Origin of the sequence: Aquabacterium sp., from assembly GCF_050725395.1 — a bacterium.
Taxonomy (GTDB): Bacteria; Pseudomonadota; Gammaproteobacteria; order Burkholderiales; family Burkholderiaceae_C; genus Aquabacterium.
The window spans coordinates 1-19,112 of record NZ_JBOHHL010000051.1 but is presented as its reverse complement, the minus strand read 5'-3'; the positions used below and the strand labels follow the sequence as shown (position 1 = coordinate 19,112).

At 65.6% G+C, this 19,112-nt stretch carries 17 protein-coding genes; 12 read left to right on the top strand and 5 right to left on the bottom strand.

Annotated features, from left to right (window positions below):
- From ACREB4_RS19675 to ACREB4_RS19660, 4 genes are all read right to left on the bottom strand, one after another.
- The coding region (locus tag ACREB4_RS19675) for a type I secretion system permease/ATPase (protein WP_431589945.1) at positions 1-2,183 on the bottom strand (2,183 nt) is incomplete at its 3' end.
- A gap of 171 nt (positions 2,184-2,354) precedes the next feature.
- Positions 2,355-3,521, bottom strand: coding sequence for a transferrin-binding protein-like solute binding protein (locus tag ACREB4_RS19670; RefSeq protein ID WP_431589944.1), 1,167 nt, complete (start codon positions 3,519-3,521; stop codon positions 2,355-2,357).
- Positions 3,522-3,539: 18 nt separating this feature from the next.
- Positions 3,540-4,820 (bottom strand): tetratricopeptide repeat protein, encoded by a 1,281-nt coding sequence (locus ACREB4_RS19665; protein ID WP_431589943.1) that lies wholly within the window; start codon positions 4,818-4,820, stop codon positions 3,540-3,542.
- 137 nt (positions 4,821-4,957) lie between these two features.
- The gene (locus tag ACREB4_RS19660) at positions 4,958-5,800 is read right to left on the bottom strand and encodes a ferritin-like domain-containing protein (RefSeq protein ID WP_431589942.1); all 843 of its coding nucleotides are present in this window, start codon (positions 5,798-5,800) and stop codon (positions 4,958-4,960) included.
- A gap of 116 nt (positions 5,801-5,916) precedes the next feature.
- Here ACREB4_RS19660 and ACREB4_RS19655 point away from each other — a divergent pair, with 116 nt between their 5' ends.
- The 12 genes from ACREB4_RS19655 to ACREB4_RS19600 all read left to right on the top strand — a co-directional run bounded on the left by ACREB4_RS19655 (position 5,917) and on the right by ACREB4_RS19600 (position 18,733).
- The gene (locus ACREB4_RS19655; protein WP_431589941.1) at positions 5,917-6,492 is read left to right on the top strand and encodes a glutathione peroxidase; all 576 of its coding nucleotides are present in this window, start codon (positions 5,917-5,919) and stop codon (positions 6,490-6,492) included.
- A gap of 75 nt (positions 6,493-6,567) precedes the next feature.
- Complete coding sequence (locus tag ACREB4_RS19650; RefSeq protein ID WP_431589940.1) at positions 6,568-7,959, top strand: NAD(P)/FAD-dependent oxidoreductase; 1,392 nt, start codon at positions 6,568-6,570, stop codon at positions 7,957-7,959.
- On the top strand, positions 7,956-8,750 hold the full coding sequence (locus tag ACREB4_RS19645) for a DUF1365 domain-containing protein (protein ID WP_431589939.1): 795 nt from the start codon (positions 7,956-7,958) through the stop codon (positions 8,748-8,750). The genes ACREB4_RS19650 and ACREB4_RS19645 overlap by 4 nt, the downstream gene beginning before the upstream one ends.
- Positions 8,747-9,991 (top strand): class I SAM-dependent methyltransferase, encoded by a 1,245-nt coding sequence (locus ACREB4_RS19640; protein ID WP_431589938.1) that lies wholly within the window; start codon positions 8,747-8,749, stop codon positions 9,989-9,991. Before ACREB4_RS19645 ends, ACREB4_RS19640 begins: the two co-directional genes overlap by 4 nt.
- Positions 9,992-9,999: 8 nt before the next feature.
- On the top strand, positions 10,000-10,593 hold the full coding sequence (locus tag ACREB4_RS19635) for a chalcone isomerase family protein (protein ID WP_431589937.1): 594 nt from the start codon (positions 10,000-10,002) through the stop codon (positions 10,591-10,593).
- A complete protein-coding gene (locus tag ACREB4_RS19630) occupies positions 10,586-11,845 on the top strand; it encodes an MFS transporter (protein ID WP_431589936.1) in 1,260 nt (419 codons plus the stop codon). The genes ACREB4_RS19635 and ACREB4_RS19630 overlap by 8 nt, the downstream gene beginning before the upstream one ends.
- Positions 11,846-11,861: 16 nt before the next feature.
- Positions 11,862-12,401, top strand: coding sequence for a DUF3833 domain-containing protein (locus ACREB4_RS19625; RefSeq protein ID WP_431589935.1), 540 nt, complete (start codon positions 11,862-11,864; stop codon positions 12,399-12,401).
- 15 nt (positions 12,402-12,416) lie between these two features.
- Positions 12,417-13,196, top strand: a complete 780-nt coding sequence (locus tag ACREB4_RS19620; RefSeq protein ID WP_431589934.1) for an SDR family NAD(P)-dependent oxidoreductase — start codon at positions 12,417-12,419, stop codon at positions 13,194-13,196.
- Between the two features lie 458 nt (positions 13,197-13,654).
- Positions 13,655-13,936, top strand: coding sequence for a DUF3567 domain-containing protein (locus ACREB4_RS19615; RefSeq protein ID WP_431589933.1), 282 nt, complete (start codon positions 13,655-13,657; stop codon positions 13,934-13,936).
- Positions 13,937-14,077: 141 nt separating this feature from the next.
- Entirely contained in the window at positions 14,078-16,150 is a 2,073-nt protein-coding gene (locus ACREB4_RS19610; RefSeq protein ID WP_431589932.1) for a putative bifunctional diguanylate cyclase/phosphodiesterase, read from the top strand.
- Positions 16,147-17,592: a putative bifunctional diguanylate cyclase/phosphodiesterase gene (locus ACREB4_RS19605; RefSeq protein WP_431589931.1), complete on the top strand. Its 1,446-nt coding sequence runs from the start codon at positions 16,147-16,149 to the stop codon at positions 17,590-17,592. Before ACREB4_RS19610 ends, ACREB4_RS19605 begins: the two co-directional genes overlap by 4 nt.
- Positions 17,593-17,644: 52 nt before the next feature.
- Complete coding sequence (locus tag ACREB4_RS19600; RefSeq protein ID WP_431589946.1) at positions 17,645-18,733, top strand: homocysteine S-methyltransferase family protein; 1,089 nt, start codon at positions 17,645-17,647, stop codon at positions 18,731-18,733.
- A gap of 60 nt (positions 18,734-18,793) precedes the next feature.
- Here the strand turns inward: ACREB4_RS19600 and ACREB4_RS19595 are convergent, their stop codons facing one another.
- Positions 18,794-18,973 (bottom strand): hypothetical protein, encoded by a 180-nt coding sequence (locus tag ACREB4_RS19595; protein ID WP_431589930.1) that lies wholly within the window; start codon positions 18,971-18,973, stop codon positions 18,794-18,796.
- Positions 18,974-19,112 lie beyond the last annotated feature (139 nt).

The window sequence follows — 19,112 nt, the reverse complement described above, 5'->3', positions numbered from 1 at the left end:
GTCCACAGGTAGGCGTACAGCCCCTTGGGTCGCTTGACGAGGTCGTCGTGCGTGCCGGCCTCGACGATGCGGCCGCGCTCCATGGCGATGATGCGGTGGGCGTGGCGCACGGCGCTCAGGCGGTGGGCGATGATCACGACGGTGCGGCCCTTGCAGATGCTGGCCATGTTGCGCTGGATGATGGCCTCCGACTCGTAGTCGAGTGCCGAGGTGGCTTCGTCGAAGATCAGCACGCGGGGGTTGGTGAACAGCGCCCGGGCGATGGCCACGCGCTGGCGCTGGCCGCCACTGAGGGACGCGCCTTGCTCGCCCACCACTGTGTCGTAGCCCTCGGGCAGCTCGCTGATGAAGTCGTGGGCGCCGGCCATGCGGGCGGCCTGGACCACGGCCTCGATGGGCGCGGCCGGGTCGGCGATGGCGATGTTCTCGCGCACGCTGCGGTTGAACAAAAAGTTGTCCTGCAGCACCACGCCGATCTGGCGGCGCAGCTGCGCGGCATCGACCAGGCTGATGTCGATGCCGTCGATCAGCACGCGGCCCTGTTCGGGCACGTACAGGCGCTGCACCAGCTTGGTCAGGGTGCTCTTGCCCGAGCCGCTGCGGCCGATGATGCCGATGACCTCGCCGGGGCGCACGTCCAGGCCCACGTTCTGCAGCACGGGGGCGGCCTCGGGGCGGTAGCGGAAGGTGACCTGGTCCAGCGTGATGCGGCCTTTGATGGGCGGCAGTTGCGCGGTCGTGCTGGGGGGCACTTCGGTGCGGGTGTCGAGGATGTCGCCCAGGCGCTGCATGGAGATGCCGGTTTGCTGGAAATCAGTCCACATCTGCGCCATGCGCATGATGGGCTGCGACACCCGGCCCGCGAACATGTTGAAGGCCACGAACTGGCCCACCGACAGCTCGTGGTCCATGACCAGCTTGGCGCCGTACCAGAGCGTGGCGGCGTTGACCAGCTTGCCGATCAGGTTGATGCCTTCGTGGGCCCAGGTGGCCAGATTCTGCGTCTTGAAGCTGGCCGAGACGTAGCCGGCCAGCTGGTTGTCCCAGCGGCGGGCCATGGCGGGCTCCAGGGCATTGGCCTTGACCGTCTGGATGCCGGTGATGGTCTCGACCAGCAGGGACTGGTTCTCGGCGCCGCGTGCGAACTTCTCGTTCAGGCGGCCGCGCAGCACCGGCACGATGCTCAGGATCAGGGCCGAGTACAGCGGCAGGCTGATCAGCACGATGAGCGTGAGCGGCACGCTGTACAGGAACATGACCGCGATGAACAGGATGGAGAAGACCACGTCCAGCACCAGGGTCAGGGCCTGCCCGGTGAGGAAGCTGCGAATGTTTTCCAGTTCGCGCACGCGGGCCACCGAATCGCCCACGCGGCGAGCCTGGAAGTAGGCCAGGGGCAGGCGCAGCAGGTGCTTGAACAAGCGCGAGCCGAGCTCGACGTCGATGCGGCTGGTGGTGTGGCTGAACACGTAGGCACGCAAGCCCGTGAGCAGGCTCTCGAACAGCACGACCACGACCAGGCCCATGACCAGCACATCGAGCGTGCTCAAGCCTTTGTGCACCAGCACCTTGTCCATCACCACCTGAAAGAACAGGGGGCTGATGAGGGCGAACAATTGCAGGAACAAGGAGACCGTGAGCACTTCGCCCAGCAGCTTGCGGTACTTGACCAGGCTGGGGATGAACCAGGTGAAGTCGAACTTGGCCAGGTCGCCCGCCAGGCTGGCGCGGCTGGTGGCCAGCAGCAACTGGCCAGTGCCTGTGGGGGCCCATTGCTGGAGGAAGGTGTCGATGGGCTCGATGGTGGGGCGCCCGCCGCCGTCGGCCGAAGGGGCTTGGAACAGCACGCGCTGGCCATCGCATTGGGCCAGCAGCACCCAGCGTTCACCACCTTCGGTGTTCACCAGTTTGGCCAGGGCGGGCAAGGGGGCCAGGGACAGGCGTTCGGCCGGGGTGCGGCTGATCTTGGCCTTCAGGCCCAACTGCTTGGCCGCGCCCAGCAACTCGTCGTCACTGGCGGGGGTGTTCGCGCTCAGGCCCCGCTCGTGCATCAGGGTGTCTGGATCGGCCGCGATGTGGTGCAGGCGGGCCAGCAAACAAAGGGCCGGCCAGGGCTGGGCATTGGCAGGAATGGAGCCAGGCGCTTCTACGCCTTCCGCCCTCGTGACGATTGTGGACCGCATGACAAACCTACCCTGATTTGATTTTTCGAACTGTGTGGAAATCTACCGCAGTCTTTTGCAATCCACAGCTAAACGAACGGATACCAAATCGTTGGTAAGTCGGTCTTTCTGGCCGACATGAAAAAAGCCGGGCAATTGCCCGGCTTGGTCTGATCTTCGAAAGACGGTCTTTTAATTCGTCTTAACGCCTGTGGGTTGGCTAGGCGTGGGTGTGGTGGCGGGTTGCTTCACACCAATGAACGGGTCCACATACCGAACCCCGTTCTTGGTCACGTCGTAGGCGCCGCCAACGGCCGCCGCTTGCGGGCCATAGAACGAGCCATTGACCCGGCCAGCAACGCTGCCGGCATCGGTGGCTGAGAAGGTGCTGGCGCCCGTGGTGGTGAACGACGAGCCGTTGATCACGCCACCTTGGACCGAGAAGCCCACGGCGGTCTTGGCAACGTCACCCACGTTGACCGTGGAGTTGGCGCCACCGTTGAACGTGGCGTTCCAGGTGCTGGTGCCGAAATTCACGTCCATGGTCATGGGAACGAACGCGCTGCCATTGGTGAGCGAGTGCCCTGCATACGTGGCACTGACGTTGCCGCGCTTCAGGGCGGCCATGTCGAATTCAGGGGTGGCGTAACCGATCACGCCCAGGTGAGAGACGACCTGGGGCGATGCACCACCTTCCGGCGCGCCGATGTAGGACACCAGTTGGTAGAAGCTCACCTGATTGGCCTGCGCATCGACGGGTGCGTCCGGGTTGTTCACCAGCGCGAACAGCGTTTCGCCGGACTCCGTGGGGGTCAACGACGAGGTGTAGATGCCCCTTTCCGGGTCCAGGATCAAGGCCATCGAAGTGGGCGGCGGGTACTCGCCCGTGATGGGGGACACCTGAAGCACGAAGGCGTCGGGCAGGAAGGTGCCGCCTGTGGAGGCGGTGGTCTGGGTGCCGGTCACGTTGATGGGGTGCGGCCCATCGGTGGTCAGGTCTTCACCCGATTCGCCGCCTCTGAACAGCGCGTAGTAACCGCCAAAGCCGACCAGGCTGAGTGCGGGCGGAACCTCTGGTGGCGTGGTTCCCCCGCCGTTGCCAGGCGTGGTGGCCTGCGGCAAGGTGCGGTACAGGTCGGCCGTGGTCGGGAGTTGCGCCAGGGGCGGATTGCCGGCGGCCGGTGGTTCGAATTCAGTCCAGGGGCCCCAGCTGGTGACCGAGTCCTGGGCGATGGTGACATCGCCATACACCTTGACGCCGTTGAGCTGGGCTTCGGTGGGGGCGGCCTGCGCCTGGGCTTGCAGCAACAAGGCGGCCACGGCCAGAGCGAGGGCTTTGAGAGGAGGGTGGTGCTTCATGGTGAGAACTTCCTTGCTTCAGTAACTGCGGCCCAAGGTGATTTGCACCAGGTTGCGGTTGTATTCATACAAGGCCAGGTTGGCCTGGTTCTGAATGATGGTGACCGTGGCCGAGCCTTGCCACTTGTCCAGCCAACCCGTTTTGAATTGCTGGCTGGCGCCGAACTCGAGGCGGTATTCGTCTTCGCGTCGGGCCACGCCATAGAAAGGCTCGACCCCGATGTAGCCGCTGTGGCGCCAGGCCGCGCGGCCGAAGAGGTCGCCGCCATCCCAGACGTTCTGGCGGCCACCGAAGAAGACTTCGTAGCCGTTGTTGCTGTAGCGGTCTTCCATGGCCTCTTCGTCGAACATGCGCGCGCCGGCCTGCAGGGTCAGGCGGTTGCGGTTGAACAGGCCGCCATAGCTGAAGCCGCCAGAGCTGTAGTGGCTGTCGCGGCCCTGGTCTCCGGGCTGGGCGAAGTTGCGGTAGGCCAGCTGGGCATCGGCCGTGAATTCGTCGCCCGAGTTCAGGCGCCAGGTGGCAGAGGGCGAGAACGAGGTGTACAGGGCCAGCTTGCGGTCGCCCAGGGTCAGGCGGTCGGCCTGGAAGTTGAGGTTGCCGCGCCAGTTCTTGCCCATGATGAGCGCGGGGCCCGTGGCGGCGGTGAGCACGCCCAGGTTGTATTCGCTGAGCCGGCCGTAGCCTTTGTAATAGACGCCGAGCTGGCTGTTCCAGCCAAAGCGGCCGGTTGATTCGCCGGAGCGCACCGGGGTGGGCGACAACCAGCTGTGGGTCACGCCAGCCTGCAAGGCATAACCGCCATCGGCCCGTGCGGTGGAGCCGGGCGCCAGCAGCAGGCCGCCAGGCAGCACGGCGTTGTCGGGGCCGGCGTTGACGTTGCTGTCGTACACCGCGCCGACCGACAGGTTGTAATCCAGCTTGTGGGGGCGGCCGAAGGCGGCGGCCTCGTCGAGTTCGATCTGCTTGATGAAGGACAGCACCGACAGGCGCACGGCGTCCGGGGTGTTGGGGTCGTCCAGCACGGCTTGCGCCTGGGCCCGGGCCTTGGCGAAATTCAGGGTGCGGTAGTAGGCCACGGCCACTTCGAGCCGAGCGCGGTTCAGCGTGGGGTTGCCGGCAAGGATGGTTTCCAGCGTTTCGATGGCGCTGTAGGGGCGGCCCGTTTCGCGCAGGTAAAGGCCTTCGCGGTATTGCTCTTCAACCGAGGCCGGGGCGGACTGGGCGTGCGCGGGGAGCGTGGTCAGGCAAAACAGACCGGACACCAGGGCGGCCACCGGCAAAGAACGCAGATCAATCATCAGACGGACTCCAGACATCGACAACGTGAACAATGGCCGATTGTGAAGACCAGTCCTCGCCGTGTCGATCCCTTGTCCGCACGGACCCCAAGGGGTAATGCACAAATCGCCCCGCGTTTGGGGGATGGTTTCAAGCCTCAAGCGGCCCCAGGCACGCCTTTCAGCATTTCTTTTCGGAAACGGTTGAGCTCTTGAACGCTGGCGAAGCTGCGGCCCATGATCAGGCTCATGTTGTGCAGGATGCGGTCCACGACCTTGGTTTCCCACACCGCGTCGAAGTTGATCTGGCGGTCGAGCCAGTGCTCAAGCCATTGCGGATCGGGCAGGCGGGACTGGATGGTGTCGCGCGGGAACAGTTTGGTGCTGACGTGCAGATTGGTGGGATGCAGGGCTTGCGCGGTGCGGCGGGCGCTGGCCATCAGCACGCCCACCTTGGCGAAGGCGGCCTTGGCTTCATCGCCGAACTTGGTGATGGCCCGCTTCATGTAACGAAGGTAAGCGCCGCCGTGGCGGGCTTCGTCCTTGGCCAGGGTTTCGTAGATGGCCTTGATGACGGGCTCGGTGTGCCACTCGGCCGCACGGCGGTACCAGTGGTTGAGCCGGATCTCGCCGCAGAAGTGCAGCATCAGGGTTTCGAGCGCGGGGGCGGGGTCGAAGTCGAAGCGGATCTCGTGCAGTTCTTCTTCGGTGGGCGCCAGTTCGGGGCGGAAGCGGCGCAGGTATTCCATCAGCACCAGCGAATGCTTTTGCTCTTCGAAGAACCACACGCTCATGAAGGCGGAGAAGTCGCTGTCATCGCGGTTGTCGCGCAGGAACATCTCGGTGGCGGGCAAGGCGGCCCACTCCGTGATCGCGTTCATCTTGATGGTCTGGGCCTGTTCGTCGGACAGCTGGCTGGCGTCGAACTGGTCCCAGGGGATGTCCGTGTCCATGTTCCAGCGGACCGATTCGAGTTGCTTGAAGAGTTCGGGGTAAAGCATGGTGGTTCTCCAAATACTCCAAACAGACTACCCGACAAATTTGACAAAGTGGCTGCAACGCGGACGGCGCCATGGCTTTGTGGTGTGATGGGGCCCCTTCATTTGAGAGGTTTCCCATGGCTGTGTTTCGTTCCCATTGGTCGCTGACGTTGGCAGCGGTTTGCCTGGCCTGGGGTGCCCCAGGTTTGGCGAGGGCGGCCGATGCCGCGTGCCCTGCCTTGTTGAACCAGACCTTTCCGAGGCTGCAGGATGAGAAGCAGCAATCGTTGTGCCAATACTCTGGCAAGGTGCTGCTGGTGGTGAACACCGCCAGCTACTGTGGTTTCACGCCACAGTTCAAGGGCCTGGAAGCGCTGTACGCCAAGTACAAGGACAAGGGCCTGGTGGTGCTGGGCTTTCCGTCGAACGATTTCGGCAACCAGGACCCGGGCAACGCCAAGCAGATCGCCGACTTCTGCGAGAACACCTATGGCGTCAAGTTCCCGATGTTCGGCAAGAGCCATGTGCGCGGCGACGAGGTCAACCCCCTGCACGCCAGCCTGATCAAGATCACGGGCACCACGCCCAAGTGGAACTTCTACAAGTACTTGATCGCCCGCGATGGCAAGACGGTCACCGCCTATAGCAGCCTCACCACGCCAGACGACCGTGACTTGGTGGCGGAAGTGGAAAAACTGCTGGCTGCAAAATAATTACCAATGAGTTACGATATGAACTAGTCAGTAATTATTTGAGGTCGCACAGCGCCGGCCACAGGGGCAAAGCCAATGAAACGCATTGCGGTGGTGGGTTCTGGGGTGGCCGGTCTGGGCGCTGCCGCACGCTTGAGCGCGGCGGCCGGCGACCGTCACGTGACCTTGTTCGAAGCCGATGAGCGCTTCGGCGGTCACGCCCACACGGTGGACGTGACCTTGGCGGACCCCTCGGGAAAGCGCATCACGCACGGCGTGGACACTGGTTTCCTGGTGATGAACGAGCGCACCTATCCGCAACTGCTGGGTTTGCTCGATGCGCTGGGGGTGGCCCGGGCGACATCGGACATGTCGTTTTCGGTGCAGGTGCCGCAGGCGGCGCGCGGTTTGTCGGGGCTTCGGCCAGGGTTGGAGTGGTGCGGGTCTTCGCTGGACACGGTGTTCGCACAGCGGCGCAACCTGGCATCGCCGTCGTTTTGGCGCATGTTGGCTGACTTGGTGCGCTTCAATCGCCTGGCCACGGCCCTGGCCGTGCGCGGCGAGGACGCCGAGCTGGCCCAGCCCATCAGCGATTTCCTGCGGTCACACCGCTTCGGGGCGGCCTTCCGAGAAGGCTACCTGCTGCCCATGATCGCGTGCATCTGGTCGTGCCCGACCGAGCAGATGCTGCGCTTTCCCATGGCCACCCTGATCCGCTTTTGCCACAACCACGGCCTCTTGCAGGTGACGAACCGGCCGCAGTGGTACACCGTGCAGGGCGGTTCTCGCCAGTACGTGAACCGCCTGGTGGGCCGGTTGGCCGATGCCCGCCTGTCCACCCCCGTGCGCGGCTTGACCGTGCTGGGTGAGGGCGGACTGGGTGGGGTGATGCTGCACACCGATGCCGGCACCGAGCGTTTCGACGAGGTGGTGCTGGCCTGCCACAGTGACCAGGCCCTGGCGATGCTGGGCGGCGGCGCCACGTTCGAAGAACGCGAACTGCTGGGCGCCGTGGGCTACCACCGCAACCGCGCGGTCCTGCACACGGACACCAGCCTGCTGCCGCGCAACCCCCGCGCCTGGGCCGCTTGGAACTACGAGCGCGCCGGCAGCCCCGATGCCGAGCACCAGGGCGTTTGCCTGCACTACTTGATCAATCGGCTGCAGCCGCTGCCCTGGAGCACGCCAGTGATCGTGTCGCTGAACCCGTTGCGCGAGCCGCGTGCGGACAAGGTGCTGAGCAGCCACGACTACGCGCATCCCGTGTTCGACCTGGCGGCCATCCAGGCGCAAAAACGCCTGCCCGAGATCCAGGGAAAGCGCGGCCTGTGGTTCTGTGGCGCGTGGACGGGCTATGGCTTCCACGAAGACGGCCTGAAGTCCGGGCAGGGCGTGGCCGAGCAGTTGCTGGCGCGCGACGATCGTGATGCGGGCGTGTCGGCCCAGGCGCCGAGTGGTGTTGAGCAAGGGGCGCGTGCGTGGGCATGAACCAGCCCGCACAGCGTCCGCTGATCGGCTTTGGCCAGGTGCGCCACACCCGGCTCAAGCCGGTGCGGCACGCCTTCGCCTACCCAGGCTACTTCTGGATGCTGCCCATGCGGGCCTTGAAGCGGCAAGCGGTGGAAGAAGTGAAGCGCAACCGCTGGTCCTGGCTGAGTTTCCACGATGCCGATCACGGCCTGGGCGGCGCGGATGCCTTGGCCTGGTTGGATGGCTTGCTGCGCGATGAAGGCATCGCCGGCCCCGAGATCGACCAGGGCGAAGTGTGGTTGCAGACCTACCCACGCGTGCTGGGCCACGTCTTCAAGCCGGTGAGTTTCTGGTTCGTGCACCGCGCGGGCGGTGACCTGGCCGCGGTGGTGGCCGAGGTGAACAACACCTTCGGTGAGCGCCATGCCTACCTGCTGCATGGGCAAGGCTTGGCGTGGGGCCGCGAGATCACGGCCGACAAGGTCTTCCATGTTTCGCCCTTCTGCGATGTGGAAGGTTGCTACCGCTTCCGCTTCATGCGCACCGATGGCGGCCGCGTCGTGGTGCGCATCGACCACGACGATGCGCAAGGGCCGGTCTTGCAGACCAGCGTGAGCGGCCAGTTGGAGGCCTTGACCCCGGGCAGCGCGCGCCGCGCCTTCTGGGGCTGGCCCCTGATGACTTTGGGGGTGGTGGTGCGCATCCATTGGCAGGCGCTGCGCGTATGGGTCAAGGGCGTGCCCTTGCGCGCCAAACCCGCCCCACCCCATGACCTCGTCACCGGGCCGCATGGCCAGAGCACACCATGAACCGATCGACCACCCTGCGGCATTCGACCGCCGCCCCCTTGCCCCAAGACGCGCCCGGCTCGGCCCGCGTGGCCCTGCGCCTGCTGGCCCGCTTGAAAGTCGGCAGCCTGGACTTGCAGTTGCCCGATGGCAGCACGGCCCACTTTGGCCAGCACAGCGGTGAAGGGCCGCGCGCGGCCTTGCGCCTGCGCAACTGGCAGGTGTGTTCCGCCGCCTTGAAGTCGGGGGACATCGGCTTTGCCGAAAGCTACATCGCGGGCGACTGGACCACCCCCGACCTGACCGCGCTGCTCAAGCTGCTGATCGCCAACCGCGAACACATTGAAAGCGCGGTCTACGGCAGTTGGTGGGGGCGGCTGCTGTACCGCGTGCGCCACCTGCTGCGCCACAACTCCAAGGCCAACAGCCGCAAGAACATCCAGGCGCACTACGACCTGGGCAACGAGTTCTACCGCCTGTGGCTGGACCCGAGCATGAGCTATTCAAGCGCCTGGTTCGACGGCGACATGAACCGGCCCATGGCGCAAGCCCAGCACGCCAAGATCCTGCGTGCGCTGGGCGAAGCCGGCGTGAGCGCCGACCGGCCGGGCCAGCGCGTGCTGGAGATCGGCTGCGGCTGGGGTGGCCTGGCCGAAGTGGCGGCGCGCGATTGCGGCGCCCATGTCACCGGCGTCACGCTGTCGTCCGAGCAGTTGGATTGGGCGCGACAACGCATGGCCAAGGCAGGCCTGTCTGACCAGGCCGACTTGCGTCTGCAGGACTACCGCGACATCCAGGACGAACCCTTCGATGCCATCGTCTCCATCGAGATGTTCGAGGCCGTGGGCCACGAATACTGGGCCAGCTATTTCGCCACCTTGAAGCGTTGCCTCAAGCCGGGCGGGCGCGCCTGCCTGCAGACCATCACCATCCGCGACGACCTGTTCGAGCGCTACCTCAAGTCCACCGACTTCATCCAGCAGTACATCTTCCCGGGGGGCTTGCTGCCCAGCGATGCGGCCTTCAAGGCCGAGGCCCGCAAGGCAGGCCTGGAGGTGGTCGAGTCCCTGGCTTTCGGGCCCGACTACGCCGAAACCCTGCGCCGCTGGCGCGCGGATTTCACCCAGCACCTGCAGGCTGTGCAGGGCCTGGGCTTTGACCAGCGTTTCCAGCACATCTGGGAGTTTTACCTGGCCTATTGCGAAGCCGCTTTCGACATGGGCAACACCAACGTCGTGCAGTACACCCTGCGCCACGCCTGAGACCGACCATGGCCAGCCGCACCGCCCTTTCAGAACGCCGCCAAGCCTTGCGACGCCTGGGGTCGGTGGGCGTGGGCCTGGCGGCGCTGAATCATGCGGGTGGCGCCTGGGCGGCCAAGGCCCGCCCGGATCTGCCGGTGCCCCCGGAGGTCGCGCAGAACCTGGCACAAGCCAGACTGCAGGGTGACTCGCGCTTTCGCTATTACGGATTCCACGTCTACGACGCGCAGTTGTGGGTGCCCCCTGGCTTTGACGCGGGCAGGGTGTTCAGCCAGCCCTTTGCGCTGAGCCTGGTCTACGCGCGCAGCCTGAAGGCGCGCGACATCGCCGAGCGATCGATCGATGAAATGAGGCGCCAGGTCACTTTGGGCGATGCCGAGGCCCAGCGCTGGTTGCAGGCCATGAGCATGGCTTTTGCCGATGTGCGCAGCGGTGACCGCCTGACCGGCCTCCACCAGGTGAACGTCGGCGCCAGCTTCTTCTTGAATGGCCAGGCCACCCGTGTGATCGAGGACCCACGCTTCGCCACTTTGTTCTTCGGCATCTGGTTGTCGCCGGCCACCTCGGCGCCCGCTTTGCGGCGAGACCTGCTCGGTGCGTGACGCCGCGTTGCCCCACGCCGCGTCGGCCCGCTATGGTTTGCTGGGCCTGCCCCTGGCCTTCGTCGCGCTGCCGCTGTACGTGATGCTGCCCGCGCATTACGCGCAACTGGGCGTGCCACTGGCGCTGCTCGGACTGGTGCTGCTCGGCACGCGCTTGTTCGATGCCCTGATCGACCCGGTGCTGGGCCGGTGGGTGGATGCGCATTGGTCGCCACCGCGGGCCTTGAAGGTCCTGGCCTGGGCCGCGCTCGGCCTGGGCGCGGGCTTCGCGGCTTTGTTCTTTCCCGCCGTGCAAGGCACCACGCCCTTGCTGTGGTGGTGCGCCCTGGCATTGGCCGTCACCTTTGTGGCATTCAGCCTGGCCAGCGTCCTTCACCAATCGTGGGGCAGCCGCCTGGGCGGCTCGGCCGTGCAGCGCTCGCGCCTGGTGGCCTGGCGCGAAGGCCTGGGCCTGGTCGGCGTCTTGCTGGCCAACGGGTTGGCCACCCAGGCGGGCCTGGCCGCCGCCACGGCGGTGTTGTGGACGGCATTGGCGCTGGGCGTCTGGGCGTTGCACTTTGCACCGGTGCCACGCCAGACCTGGGTGCCCGCCGCAGGGTCTTCGGCCGGCGCGCCATCGCTGACCTTGCCCTGGCGTGGTCGCGAGTTCCGCCGCCTGATGGCCTTGTTCATGCTCAATGGCATCGCGAGCGCCATCCCCGCCACCCTGGTGCTGTTCTTCATCAACGACCGTGTGCAGGCGCCAGGGTGGACGCCGGTGTTCCTGGGCGCCTACTTCGTGATGGGCGCGGTCAGCGTCCCGGTCTGGCTGGCCTTGATCAAGCGCTTGGGGCCCTCCACCGCCTGGGCCTGCGGCATGGGGCTGAATGTGCTCGGCTTCATCGGCGTGCTGGCCTTGGGGGCGGGGGACACCATCGGCTACCTGGCCGTGTGCCTGGCCAGTGGCCTGGCCTTGGGCGCCGACCTGACCGTGCCGGGCACCTTGCTCACCGGTGTCATTCAGCGGGCGGGCCATGCTGGCCAATCCGAGGGTGCTTACGCGGGCTGGTGGCAGTTGGCCACCAAGCTCAACCTGGCCCTGGCTGCGGGCTTGGCATTGCCGGCTTTGCAGTGGTGGGGCTATGGGCCGGGGGCGCGCGATCCGCAGGCCTTGCAGGCTTTGAGCTGGGCTTATGGCGCCTTGCCTTGCCTGTTCAAGTTGTCGGCCCTGGCCTTGTGGTGGCGCTTGTGGCACCGCCAGAACCTGGAATGAACGAACGGAAACCACCATGCGCCTCACTTCACGATCATCCTGGCTCGCCCTGCTGCTGGCCCTGAGCCTGCTGGGCTGCGCCAGCGCACCCACGCCGGCCGACTACGCCGACCAGCGGCCCCCACTGGATTTGCGCCAGTACTTCAATGGCCCACTCACCGCGCACGGCATGTTCACCGACCGCGCCGGCCGCGTCGTCAAACGCTTCACGGTGCAGATGGTGGGCCGCTGGAACGGTGACCAAGGCGTGCTCGAAGAAGACTTTTCGTACAGCGATGGCACCCAGCAGCGCCGTGTCTGGCGCATCGTCGACCAAGGCCAGGGCCGCTACACCGGTCAGGCCGATGATGTGGTGGGCACGGCCGAGGGCCACGCCGCCGGCAACGCCTTGCAATGGCGCTACACCTTGCGCCTGCCAGTCGATGGCAAGACTTACGACGTCCAGTTCAACGACTGGATGATTTTGATGGACCAGCACACCATGCTCAACAAGGCTGCCATGAGCAAGTTCGGGCTGCACCTGGGTGAAGTGACCTTGTCCTTCCACAAGCCTTGACGATGGAAGCCTGACATGGCCCTCAACCCACGCATCACCGTTTGGCAAGGTCGCACCGTCTGGCTCATCGGGGCCTCGACCGGCATTGGCCAGGCCACGGCCGCGCTGCTGCACGCCAAGGGCGCCAAGGTGATCGTGTCAGCGCGCAATGTGCCGGCGCTGAAAGCCTTTGTGGCCGCGCATCCGGGCAGTGACTTTGAGGCGCTGGACGTGTCCGATGCGGCCGCCGTGCGCGACGTGGCTGCGCGCATCCGCGCGCAGTTGCCATCGGGGCGTCTGGACATGGTGGTGTATTGCGCAGGCCACTACCAAGCCATGCGTGCGCAAACCTTTGACTTGAGTGAAGCCCTGCGCCACCAACAGATCAACTACGTGGGGGCCTTGCATGTGCTGGCCGCGACCTTGCCTTGGCTCACTGAGCAAGGCAACGGCCACCTGAGCCTGGTGGCCAGCGTGGCGGGGTTCCGGGGTTTGCCCAAGGCCTTGGCTTATGGGCCGACCAAGGCCGCGCTCAACAACCTGGCCGAGTGCCTGTACATGGACCTGCACCCGCTGGGTGTCGGCGTGTCGGTGGTGAACCCAGGCTTCGTGCGAACCGCGCTGACGGCCGGCAATGATTTCGACATGCCCGCCTTGCTGACCCCCGAGCAGGCGGCCCGCGAGATGGTCGATGGCTGGCAGGCCGGCCGTTTCGAGGTTCATTTTCCGCGCCGTTTCACGGGGTGGCTCAAGCTGCTTCGGCACCTGCCCCATGGCTGGTACTTCCCGGCGATCAGCCGCATCACGGGCGGCTGATCCATGGGCAAAAAAAACCCCGCCATGAAGGCGGGGCTGTGCAATCCCTGGATTGGCATGGAACTGTGTGGGCCTGTCCGTGTTTTTTTGGTGAGCGTGCGAAGCGTTCCTTCCCTCACCGCCCTGTGATCAAGCCCTTGTGCCTACTCCTCTACTCCACTTCAAACGTGATGACAGCTTGTTGTGTGGCCCCTAATGTAGGAGGGGCATGGGGCGCGGCCATATCCCTCCATCGGGGGTGGTGCGGCGCAACATGGGGAGAAGGGGCTTGACGCGACCCCGTGTTTGAGGGGGTTGCCGTGCCGCTTGTCGTGCAATCCGCCACAAGGCTGCCTTTGCAGCATCTGCGAGCACTCAAGTCGGGGGGTGTTCCTGTCGATGGAAACGTCATCATGGGCTTGCGCTGGCCCACTGTGTCCTCACTTGAGAGACAAGCCCATGAATCTGGAGTGCAGTCCATGCAAATGCTTTACAACTCCGACAACTACGCGGTCGTTCAGATCGAGTTGGCTGCGGATGAAGTCCCGGTTCCACCGTCCATCGTCAGCACCCTCACGCGGGGTGGCTATGAAATCGTGGACAAGTTCGCCCGCAAGGAGCTCTTCATCGAAGGCGCCCTCGCCGAGAGCTTCAAGGTGGGCGTCGATGCCCTGATCGAAACCTCGCCCAGCGTCGAAGAGTTCGACGCTTACCTGGAAGGTTTCACCGGGTTGGCTCAGCAGCCAGTCGTGATGCATTAGGCAGAACAGGCTCACCGCCATTCAAGTTAGGCCTGCCGCCGCCGAAATTCAAATCCAGAGACTTCGTCAAACCTGGATTTTTGTCTCAGCGGAGGGCTGATGCCACAAGACCTGTTGGTCGTCCGCCATAACGGCGTTGCAATGACCGCAGCGTGGTTCTTGGCGGTTTACGCCATTTACGTCATGACCCTGGTGGTTCGCCGCTTGCGGGCCTCGGACCGCGAGGTCGGCCTCGGCTGGTGGATCGGCGGTGCCCTGACCGTCGGCACCGGCATCTGGGCGCAAGGTTTCATCAGCGTCCTGAGCCGCCAGCTGCCCATCCAGGTGGGCTACCTGCCCGCCGTGGTGCTGGCCGCCTGGTTGCCCGCGGTGGTGATTTGCGCTGTCCTCATCTGGTCGGTCGGCAGGGTTCACCAACCCGTGTTGCTGCGGGCCGCGAGCGGCGTGCTCGGTGGCCTGGGTTTTTGCTTCCTCACCTACCTCAATGTGTCGGCCATGGTCTTGCAGCCCGCTGTGGTGTGGGACTTCGGCCTGCTGTCCGTGGCCTTCCTGGCCATCCTGTTGGGCTGCCTGGGCGCGTCGATCATGCTGAGGCGGGAGCTGCTGCGCGAGGCCCGCTTGTCCCGCCAGGTGCCCGTGGCCTTGCTGCTGGGCAGCGCGGTGCACCTGGCCCAGGTGCTCATGCTCGAATCCGCTGGCGTGGTGCGGGGCACCGTTTGCCTGAGCGCCGACCAGTTGTCGGGCGCCAATCTCGAATGGCTGGTGGCCATCATCGGCGGCGTGCTGTTGATCGGGGTACAGCTGTGCACCCTGTTGGACACCCGGCTGCGACAACGCCATGCCGAGCTGGAGACCTCGCTCCAGCAGGCGCACACCGACCTGGCCGTGGCGGCCCACCGCGACCGCCTCACTGGGCTGCTCAACCGGCCAGGTTTCGAGCAGCACCTGCGCGACTTCCTGAGCGTGCTGGATGCGTCGGGCGAGGCGCCGGTTGGCCGACTGGCCGTGATGCGCATCAACCTGGATGGCTTCCGCGCCCTGGTCAACACCTATGGCCATGACCTGGGCGACCAGTTGCTGCGCCAGGTGGCCCAGCGCCTGCTGGTGCTGGTGCCTGGTACCGATGCGCCGGCGCGCGGCGATGGCGAAGAGTTCCTGCTGCTGGTGCAAGGCATGCCCGACCAGCACGCGGTGGCGCAACTGGCCTACCGCATCGGGTTGGCGGTGGCGCAACCTTGCACCATCAATGGCGAAGACATCACCATCACCTGTTCCATCGGCATTGCCCTGTACCCGGACAGCGTCACGGTGGAGCAACTGATCGGCCACGCCAACGAGGCCATGCTGGCCGCGAGCAAGGCTGGTGGCGGGGTGTATTGCCTGCACGAGCCGGGCATGGACATCAGTGGCGCCAAGCAGGTCGAAATGCAGCGTGACCTGCGCTATGCCCTTCAGCGCGGTGAACTGACCTTGAACTTCCAGCCCAAGCTGGATGCGGTGAAAGGTGGCCTGGTAGGGGTCGAGGCGCTGCTGCGCTGGACCCATCCGGAGCGTGGGCCGGTCAGCCCTGCCGATTTCATCCCCGTGGCCGAGCGCTTCGGCCTGATCGGTGAGCTGGGCCGGTGGGTGCTGAACGAGGCCTGCCGCCACATGCGGCTGTGGCTCGACGCGGGCCTGGAGATTCCCGTGGCAGTGAACCTGTCGGCCCACCAATTGCGCGAGCACGACCTGGAGGTCCGCATCCGCGAGGCCCTGGCGCGCCATGCCCTGCCGGCCGACATGCTGATCCTGGAGATCACCGAGTCGGTGGCCATGGACGACATCGAGGCCTCGTTGCGTGTGTTCGACATGCTGGACCGCATCGGTGTGAAGTTGTCGATCGACGACTTCGGGACGGGTTATTCCAGCCTCAGCTACCTGCGCCGCCTGCCCGCGCGCCAGCTCAAGATCGACCGCAGCTTCGTGCGCGACCTGGACAACAGCCCCGATGCGCAAGCCATCGTCGAAGCCGTGGTGCGCCTGTCGCACGCCCTGGGCATGACCGTGGTGGCCGAGGGCGTGGAAACCGAGGCGCAGCGCCAGGTGCTGGTCAAGCTGGCCTGCGATGAGCTGCAAGGCTACCTGCTGGGCCGGCCCATGGCCGAGGCGGACCTGCGCACGTGGATGCGGTCGCAGAACGTGCCGCTGGCACCCATCCACCTGGTGCCCGCATGAGTACCGTGGCAGCACCTTGGTGGCGGCGCCTGCTGGACGGCGCCAAGGCATGGTGGTCGCCCAAGCTGCCTGCTTCGGCCCCGTCGCCGCTGGAACTCAAGCTGGGCGAATTGAGCCACCACGATCCCTTGACCGGCCTGCCCAACCGCCTGCTGTTCGAAGACCGCCTGGACGGCGCGGCGAGGCGCGCGGACGAGGCGCATCGGCGCCTGGGTGTGCTCTTCATCGACCTGGATGGCTTCAAGGCCGTCAACGACTCTTATGGCCATGGCGTGGGCGACGAGTTGCTGCGCGAGGTGGGCAGCCGCATCGCGCAGCTTGCGCGGCAGACCGACACCGTGGCCCGCCTCGGTGGTGACCAGTTCCTGATGCTGCTCGATGGCAACCCCGAGGCCTCGGCCGCGGCGGTGGTGGCCGCCCGCCTGCGCAAATCCTTGTCGCAGCCCATGCGCCTGCAGGGACGTGAAATCGCCTTGTCCTGCTCCGTGGGCATCGTGCTCTACCCGGACCATGGGCCGCGCGCCAAGCTCATCGCGCACGCCGATGCCGCCATGGCCGTGGCCAAACGGGCGGGTGGTGGCCTGCAGGTGTTCTACGAGTCGCACATGGCCGTCAACAGCGAAGCGCAGATCGACCTGCAGCGCGACCTTCGGCTGGCACTGGACCAGGGCGGCGCCGGCCTGTCGCTGGACTACCAGCCCAAGGTGGACACCCGCAGTGGGCGCCTCACCGGCGTGGAAGCGCTGCTGCGCTGGCGCCACCCGGTGCAAGGCCTGCTGGCGCCCGCCGACTTCATCCCCGTGGCCGAGCGTTTCGGCCTCATCGCGCCACTGGGCCAGTGGGTGATCGACGAGGTCTGCCGCCAGCAACGCGCCTGGCATCAGGAGGGCCTGGACCTGCGGGTGGCGATCAACCTGTCGGTGCACCAGGTGCGTCAGGCCGACTTGGTCGAACGCATCGAAGGCGCCCTGAAAGCGAACCAGCTTGCGCCCGACCGGCTGATGTTCGAGGTGGCCGAGAACGCCGCCATGGCCGACCCCCACGCCTGCGTGCGCCTGTTCGAGCAGTTCATGCGCCTGGGCGTGCAGGTGTCGATCGACGACTTCGGCACTGGCAACGCCAACCTCAGCCAGTTGCGCAAGCTGCCGGCCTGCCAGCTCAAGATCGACCGCAGTTTCGTGCAGAAGCTGGAGCACGACGAGGACGCCAAGGCCATCGTCGACGCGGCGGTGCGCCTGTCGCATGCGCTGGGCCTGCACGTCGTGGCCGAAGGCGTGGAAACCACGCACCAGCAGGACATCCTGCTGAAGTTTGGCTGCGATGAACTGCAGGGTTACCTGTTCGCCCGGCCCATGTCGCCCGTGCAGATGGCCCTGTGGGCGCGCAGCAGCGAAGCCGTGCCCCGGCCCGCGCCTTTGACCCGCCTGGAACGGCCGGATTGAGCCTTTCAGCGCGCCGATTTGACAGGGTTCCTACAATAGAGGGATGAGCGCCATCCTCACCCCCTCCCAGCCCACCTTGCCCGTGGAACGCCGCCCCTACACGCGCGGTGCGCAATTGCCCGAGATCATGCGCCAGCGCATCGCCATCCTCGATGGCGCGATGGGCACCATGATCCAGCAGTACAAGCTGACCGAGGCCGACTACCGCGGCACGCGCTTCCTGGACCACCACAAGGACGTCAAGGGCAACAACGAGCTGCTGCAGTTGACCAAGCCCGGGGTGATCAGCGAGATCCACGAGAAGTACCTGGCCGCCGGCGCCGACATCATCGAGACCAACACCTTTGGTGCCACCACCGTGGCCCAGGATGACTACGACCTGCCCGAGTTGGCGCGCGAGATGAACCTCGAAGGCGCCCGGCTTGCGCGCCTGGCCTGCGACAAGTACAGCACGCCCGACAAACCACGCTTCGTGGCGGGCGCCATCGGCCCCACGCCCAAAACCGCCAGCATCAGCCCCGACGTGAACGACCCCGGCGCGCGCAATGTCAGCTTCGACACCCTGCGCCAAGCCTATTACGAGCAGGCCGAGGCTCTGCTGGAAGGCGGCAGCGACGTCTTCCTGGTCGAAACCATCTTCGACACGCTCAACGCCAAGGCCGCCATCTTCGCGCTCGACGAATTGTTCGAGAACACCGGCGAGCGCCTGCCCATCATCATCTCCGGCACCGTGACCGACGCCTCGGGCCGGATCCTGTCGGGCCAGACGGTGGGGGCTTTCTGGAATTCGGTGCGGCACGCGCACCCACTGGCCATCGGCCTGAACTGCGCCCTGGGCGCGGCGCTGATGCGCCCCTACATCGAAGAGCTGACCAAGATCGCTGGCGACACCTTCGTCAGTTGCTATCCCAATGCCGGCCTGCCCAACCCGATGAGCGACACGGGCTTCGACGAGACGCCCGAGATCACCGGCGGCCTGCTGGAAGATTTCGCCAAGGCGGGTTTCCTGAACCTGGCAGGCGGCTGCTGCGGCACCACGCCGGACCACATCGCCGCCATCGCCCGCCGGGTTGGTCAGTACAAGCCCCGTTGCCTGCACGAGGGCGCCACGGGGTTCCTGACGAACCTGGCCGCGGCCTGACATGAAAAAACCCGCCGGGCTTTGACGCCGGGCGGGTTCCTTTCAGATCACCAAGAAGGCTCAGGGCGCTTCTTTTTTGGTGACGTAAGGGATCTTCGTGGTCGAGAACAGGTTGATCGCGAAGATGCCGGCGTTGATCAGGGGCACGCCGTAGGAGTTGTACTCGGCGCGGTGGATCGCGTCGATCAGGCTTTCGCCGCCGCTGACTTGCGAGACTTCTTGCTGGCTCAGAACTTTCATGGTTTTTCCTTGTTTCACTGTTGTTGGGTGAATGTGCCTCAACGGGTCACACAAGAAATTTAACCGTGAACGTTATGCATATTTTTCGGGCAATCCCTGGGATTCCTGCCATGCCCTTCAGGTGAGCGGAGGACTAACC